The 6625-nt window shown below is 51.9% G+C and carries 6 protein-coding genes; 3 read left to right on the top strand and 3 right to left on the bottom strand.

Translation table 11 applies throughout. From position 1 onward, the window contains the following. On the top strand, positions 1–860 hold an 860-nt coding region (locus tag H6F86_RS14835), incomplete at its 5' end, for an ATP-binding protein (RefSeq protein ID WP_190449374.1). 161 nt (positions 861–1021) lie between these two features. Beyond that, positions 1022–1576 carry an RNA 2'-phosphotransferase gene (locus tag H6F86_RS14830; RefSeq protein WP_190449373.1) on the top strand — a complete coding sequence of 185 codons (555 nt, stop codon included), beginning with the start codon at positions 1022–1024 and terminating at the stop codon, positions 1574–1576. A 50-nt stretch (positions 1577–1626) separates the two neighbouring features. Here H6F86_RS14830 and H6F86_RS14825 read toward each other — a convergent pair whose 3' ends face one another. Together H6F86_RS14825 and H6F86_RS14820 are read right to left on the bottom strand one after the other, a co-directional pair. Continuing rightward, positions 1627–2043 carry a response regulator gene (locus H6F86_RS14825; protein ID WP_190449372.1) on the bottom strand — a complete coding sequence of 139 codons (417 nt, stop codon included), beginning with the start codon at positions 2041–2043 and terminating at the stop codon, positions 1627–1629. A 488-nt stretch (positions 2044–2531) separates the two neighbouring features. Next, entirely contained in the window at positions 2532–3245 is a 714-nt protein-coding gene (locus H6F86_RS14820; protein ID WP_190449371.1) for a Crp/Fnr family transcriptional regulator, read from the bottom strand. 545 nt (positions 3246–3790) lie between these two features. On the opposite strand from H6F86_RS14820, the gene H6F86_RS14815 reads away from it, so the two are divergent. After that, positions 3791–4027 carry a hypothetical protein gene (locus tag H6F86_RS14815; protein WP_190449370.1) on the top strand — a complete coding sequence of 79 codons (237 nt, stop codon included), beginning with the start codon at positions 3791–3793 and terminating at the stop codon, positions 4025–4027. Between the two features lie 134 nt (positions 4028–4161). Here the strand turns inward: H6F86_RS14815 and H6F86_RS14805 are convergent, their stop codons facing one another. After that, positions 4162–6600 (bottom strand): acyl-CoA dehydrogenase, encoded by a 2439-nt coding sequence (locus H6F86_RS14805; RefSeq protein WP_190449368.1) that lies wholly within the window; start codon positions 6598–6600, stop codon positions 4162–4164. Between the last annotated feature and the right edge of the window lie 25 nt (positions 6601–6625).

Raw genomic sequence — 6625 nt, 5'->3', positions numbered from 1 at the left:
AGATGTCCGCTTTAGGACAAATGGTGGCTGGAGTCGCACACGAAATTAATAACCCCGTCAATTTCATTCATGGCAATTTGAACCATGTCGAGGCGTACACACAGGAGCTAGTTGGTCTGCTGCAACGCTATCAGAGCGCTTACCCGCAGCCACCGCAGGAGTTGCAGGCGGCCGTGGAGGACGCTGACTTAGCGTTTTTGCTCACGGATCTGGTCAAAATGCTGCAATCGATGAAGGTGGGGACGGAGCGAATTCGCGAAATTGTGCTGTCGCTACGCAACTTCTCACGGTTGGATGAAGCGGAGTTTAAGGCGGTGGATATTCACGAGGGCATTGAGAATACGCTGGTGATTCTGCGGCACCGCTTCAAGGCACGGGCCGAACGACCCGAGATTCAGGTGGTGAAAGACTACGGTCCCTTACCGCTAGTGGAGTGTTATGCCGGACAGCTCAATCAAGTCTTTATGAACATTCTCAGTAATGCGATCGATGCGTTTGAGGAAGCGAATCAGGGGCAGTCCTTTGAAGCGATCGCGACCAAGCCCAATACGCTGTGGCTGCATACCGCCGTGACCGGTCGGGGCACAGTCCAAATCACCATCGCTGACAATGGTCCAGGCATTGCCGAAACGGTGCGTACCCGCTTGTTCAATCCGTTTTTTACCACGAAGGCAGTCGGCAAGGGCACGGGCTTGGGGCTCTCGATCAGTTATCAAATTATTACAGAGAAGCATGGGGGGCAGTTGTCTTGCCACTCCACACCCGGACAGGGAGCGAAGTTCATTATTGAGATTCCCATCCAGCAAGTCGCTCCAGTACGGAGTCAGGTGCGCTCTCTCGAAGCAGTGCTCTGTGAATGAAAGACCGCAAACAGCTGATTGGCAGGGGCTTTGGTGATAAGGGTTATGTCTCTCAGACGTTGGTAAAGCAGTGGCTAGAAAATTGAGAACGCGCCATACCCTACAAGTGGGTCAATAGGAGAAACGTAATTGAGACGAAGGGCTGACGGAGGTTATGGCAAATGGAACAAACACGCCTGGTCAAAATTAGTAAATATTTGAGCAAGCATCTGCGGCATACGCCAGAACGTCTTGGACTTACGCTTGCTCCTGGTGGCTGGGTCAACGTTGATGAGTTGCTGTCTGCTTGTGCAGCGCATCAGTTCTTCTTCGCTCGTGCGGAGTTAGAGGAAGTTGTTGCCGCTAGCGATAAGCAGCGGTTCTCCTTTGATGACACAAAAACTCGCATCCGAGCGAATCAGGGACATAGCGTTGATGTGGATTTGCAGCTAGAACCACAAACACCTCCAGATGTGTTGTATCACGGTACAGGTAAACCATCGGTGTCAGCCATTTTGCGATCGGGCTTACTCAAAATGTCACGACACCACGTACATTTGTCTAGAGAGATGGAAACAGCTCGCAAGGTCGGTATGCGGCATGGTCGTCCTATAATTTTGGCGATCGACACCACGGCAATGCACCAGGCAGGCTTTACTTTTTACTGCTCAGACAACGGTGTTTGGCTGGTCGATGAGGTTCCACCACAGTATCTAAAAGTACTGGACGCTGAGTAGAGAGTGTTGCGTAACGAACAAGGTCTGACAACGGCAACAGTTTAAAGCAGTTAAACCTTTGCCTGTGCGGTAAGACCCGCCATCGTTGCCATTAACTCGTCGATGTCTAATGGTTTGGCTAAGTGCCGACAAAATCCTGCCGTGAGGGCGTGTATTTGATCATGCTCAGTCGTGCAGACGGTCAAGGCGATCGTTGGCAGTTGCACCTGATACATTGCTTCCAAAACTTTTACCTGGCTTATGAGCGCGTAGCCATCTTCACCTGGCAGCAGCAGCTCGCTAATCAGGAGGTCGGGAAACGCTTGGTGCAGGCTGGCGATCGCCTCATGGACGCAGGTAGCGGTAGTTGTTTCAACCCCATAAAGCTCAAATAAGTTTGTCAGTAAGACTCGAGAATCGGCATGCCCATCAACGACCAGCACGCGTAAGCCTGACCTTAAGGAGGCAGCATCAAACATAGCAGTCATCGCAAGCAGAGAAGGATGTAAGGCAATAGATAGCCAACCAGAGCTGCTTGCTTTATCCTCGGAGCCAGAGGCAAGGCGTTTCGTCCTAGCAAACTAAGCTCCAGCATAAGGGTTATGGTGCTGGCATTCAGTACGGTCTCGTACGATGACGATCCTATCTGGATTGTGAGCAAGGATTCCAGTGGAATCCTTGCTCACAAAGCCCCTCAATCTCATACCAACTTAAACAGACCCTACGACAGAACATACCTCCAACCGATCCCCCTCAGTTCCCCTTGATAAGGTGGAGCTGAAGGCAGGGGGGTCGCCTCTGTCGCATTCACAAATCAAATTGGTATCACAACTGATTTAGGACTGCTATATAGAAGTAACGTAGGTGCATTTAGGGTTGGTAGTGCTGCAAGCGCTCAAACTGAGCCACATTTGTGCTCAAGGGAAGTGCTTGATGGTGCTTCCCTGACTAGCTTTGGCTACCAACGTGAGTGAGGTTACGGGAGTGCTCCAGGCTTTGTGCCAAGCAAGCGATTGTATTCCGCCTTGATCGCTTGAAAACACTCACAGGCTGAGCTTTCTAACCCTGTTGCCTGCAAGATGTGAATGTGCCCACGACGGTAACGCAGCAAACCGTGCTCTTGAAACCTGTGGGCGGCTAGCGTGATGCTTGAACGCGGTGCCCCTAACATGGTCGCCAGGAAGGACTGCGTGAGGATGACTTCATCCCCTGCTACGCGGTCATGCACTTCCAAAAGCCAGCGAGCTAAGCGCCGTTCGAGCGCATGGCGGCTGTTACAGGCAGTGTTTTGAGCCATTTGCGCAATTAAGGCTTGCGTATAACGCAGCAGCACCGCACGCACGGCAGGATAGCGATCAAAGGCAGCTAGTAAGACCCGTGCCTCGAGCTTGATGGCGCTGCCTGTGACCTGCACCATGTAGGCAGTTTGTGTCATTGCGCTACGCCCCATTACGGCGTTTAGACCAATCATTTCACGGCTGCCAACAATCCCTATAGCGGCGCTAGCACCATCACTCATGGTCAGTGTGATCGCCAGCACACAATCTAAAGGAAAGTAGAGCGCAGCGATGACGTCCCCTGGCTCGTGCAGACGATCGCCTTTTGACAACACGACTGTTTCCATCGCAGGAGCCAACTTAGTCACGATCGCTGGTGGCAAAGCACTCAGCAGGTGGTTGGTCAAAGTCATGCTCAACTACTTCTTGGTCTTGCTTGGTATTGTAGGACTAACTAAGCACCTTGTCTACGAGAGACCTTCTGCACAAAGCATCGAGGTCTATTAACTGAAATCAGGGCTACATGAGCAAGATGTGCCTTGCACACTAAAGCGCTGCTATACCAATTCCCTTTTGGCACGCTATAGCAACAGGATGAGGGATGCATAGAAGCCATTGCTTAAAGGATGTTTCAAGGTTTATGTCTGTCCTAACGTTTCCTCCGACTGCTACAACTCTCGAAAAGATAGGTTTCGCATTCAGAGAAACAAGTCTGAGCGTAATTTGTAGCAAACTGACAACTATGCAAACGCTTTGATGTCCGGGTTGGTTGATGGGCTATGAGTGTGCCGGGCAGTCGAGACCCGAATACTGCTGTAGACAGCTACGAAGATCCACTGGTACTGCTGAAACAATACAATGAAGCGACAGCATCGCCGACCAGTCACGGCTAGCGTTAATGCTCAATGATCGTTGGGCTACACGCTTGATGCCGCGCGGTAAAGCCAGGTGAAGAGCCTTGACAAGCTCGCCTCATAACGGTTCGGCTGGCTGTCCTGTTGCCGTTTTGGTGCCGCTTGCGATCGCCCTTACATTAGGATGCAACGCGTTTTTGACTCATGACAAGCTCAAGCAGGTGACGCATTTTTTAGACCACTCGATCGCACAACGCCCAACGAGCCTCAAAACGTCGCTCACGCATTTGATTAGAACAGTTAACGTAAGGCACAACGGAGAGAACCGATGGAACCACTAAATAGCATGGACATGGTGTTGGGAGGCTTGGCGATCGCCATTTTTGCGGGTGGACTGGTGATGCTGGTGTCGGGGGCGTGGTCAGCACGGGATAAGTAAGCACTCTAGCTCGTTCCCGTTGCAGTCTCCTCACAACTAAACCAACGTCATTGTGGCAGGAATGGGTTGTGTACCCGTCTGGTAGTCCTCTAGCGAAAAGGCATCAACCTGAATGGCGTCATTGCGGGCTGTCTCTGCTTCACGCACCAACTGTGTCTCCGCCTCGGTAATCACACCCGCACTCAAGGCAGCATCCAGCAATGTTTCTGGTTTCCCTGGAGGCAACTGCCCCGTATGACTAGCTGCTTTGATGGTTTTGAGGATTGCTTCGGCTTGCAGTGATAGGCGCAAGGCTTGCTCTAACCGTCCTAATGGCTCATCAGGATGAGATGGGATGTAGATGTTTGCCGTCAGACGATCGCGCGTTTCTCCAGGAGTCTGCAACAGGTGGGCAATTTCATGCCCCAGGTCATCGGAGGGTGGAAGACCGATCGGATTGAGCCGCCACCATGCCATCACCAATCCTCGAAAGATACCGCCCAGTATAGGAATGGACAGGTTGGCAAAAATGCCTTCAAAGGCTTGTTGCATCTGAGCAAAGGCATACTGCATTGACCAATGCACCAGGGGCAAGTCGGCTGGGTTGCGACCCTCTGCCTCAAAACGGCGTAACGTTGCTATGCCCAAATACAGCCAGGACAAACTATCGGCAAAGCGCCCAGCCAGCTTTTCGCGCCGCTTTAAAGAACCACCAAAGGCAAGCAGAACGAGATCAGTGAGAAAGGCAAACGTTGCCGATGCCCATGCCAGCTTACGGTAGTAGGTCGCCGTTGCGCCTCTTATAGGAGAACGAATCAATGCTCCATGCGAGAGGCTGAGCAGCAGGGTGCGAAACCCATTGCGTACCATAAAACCAAGGTGATTCCACAAAGCCTGATCAAACGCGATCGTGTCTCCATTGTTTAACGCTTGCACTTCTTGATAGACATAGGGATGGCACCGAATGGAGCCTTGCCCAAAAATCATTAACGTGCGGGTGAGAATGTTAGAGCCTTCCACCGTAATGGGAATGGGCATGGCGGTGTAAATATTCGCCAGCAGGTTTCGGGGTCCTCGGCAAATACCCGACCCACCCAAAACATCCATTCCATCATTCGTGATTTTGCGGGCGAGTTCCGTAAACTGGTATTTGGCGATCGCCGATACCACTGATGGCTTTTCTCCCTGATCCACTGCTCCAACGGTGTAAAGACGAGCCGCTTCCATCAGGTAGGTCAGCCCACCAATCCGGGCGAGCGGTTCTTCAATACCTTCAAAGCGACCGATGGAAAGCCCAAATTGTCGTCGTACGGTGGCATGAGCGCCAGTCACTCGCGTCACTAATTTAGCTACGCCTGTACAGGTCGCCGGAAAGCTAATGCCTCGACCCGCCGCCAGTGCCTGCATCAGCATTTTCCAACCCTGACCCGCTTGCTCAATACCACCAATAATTTGGTCGATCGCAATAATCACATCACGCCCTTCGATCGGCGAATTGTAGAAAGGAACGCCCATCGGGTCATGCCGTTTCCCTAAAATAACACCGGGGGTTTTGGCTGGCACCAGAGCGCAGGTGATGCCAACATTTTCAGTGTCACCCAGAAGATGGTCTGGATCGCGCAGTTTAAAGGCAAGTCCAATTAAAGTGGCGATCGCGCCGAGCGTAATGTAGCGTTTGCTGAAATTCAAGCGCAGGTACAGCTTGCCATCGTCGCCGCGAAACACCACTCCGTTTGATGTAATACTGGCTGCATCGGAGCCAGCGTTGGGTTCTGTAAGGGCAAAGCACGGAATTTCGTCGCCACTGGCTAAGCGCGGCAGGTAGTAAGCTTTCTGTTGCGGCGTGCCGTAGCTGAGCAAGAGCTTGGCAGGACCCAGAGAATTGGTCACGCCAACGGTGGCTGTATGGGTAAACGATCGTGACGCTAGTTTTACCATCACGGCACTGTATGTCAAGTTAGAAAAACCTAACCCGCCATACTCTTTGGGAATCATCATGCCAAAGAAGCGTTCTTGTTTCAGGTACGCCCAGACTTCTGGTGGCAGATCTTTGCGACGCTGAATGTCCCAATCCGTTGCCATGCGGCAGACTTGCTCAACGGGACCATCTAGAAATGCCTGTATTTCGGGCGTTACTTGAGGGTAGGGTTCCTGGAGTAACCGCTGAAAGTTTGGTGCACCTGAGAAAAACTCACCTTCAATCCAAACGGTGCCAGCGTCGATCGCGGCTTTTTCCGTAGCAGAAATGTTTGGTAGAAGATGGAGTGTTTGAATGCCCTTCATGATGGGTGCCGTCAGCAGGCGACGACGGAGCATTGGCACGTTTAACATCAATGCCAAAACAGCAAAGATACCCCATCCCCAAAGGGGGCTATGAAAAGCCATGAGGGTTGCTGCACCGTACAACGTCCACACCCAAAGTGGAACCCCCACATACCCCAACAGGAGCAGCAAGAAAAATAGACCTGGAATTGCGATCGCCAATGGTAGAGACATGATCGTTCACCAAACCAATAACGGA

Origin of the sequence: Phormidium sp. FACHB-592 (assembly GCF_014695795.1) — a bacterium.
Taxonomy (GTDB): Bacteria; Cyanobacteriota; Cyanobacteriia; order Leptolyngbyales; family Leptolyngbyaceae; genus Stenomitos.
This window is presented reverse-complemented; position numbering and strand designations above follow the sequence as displayed.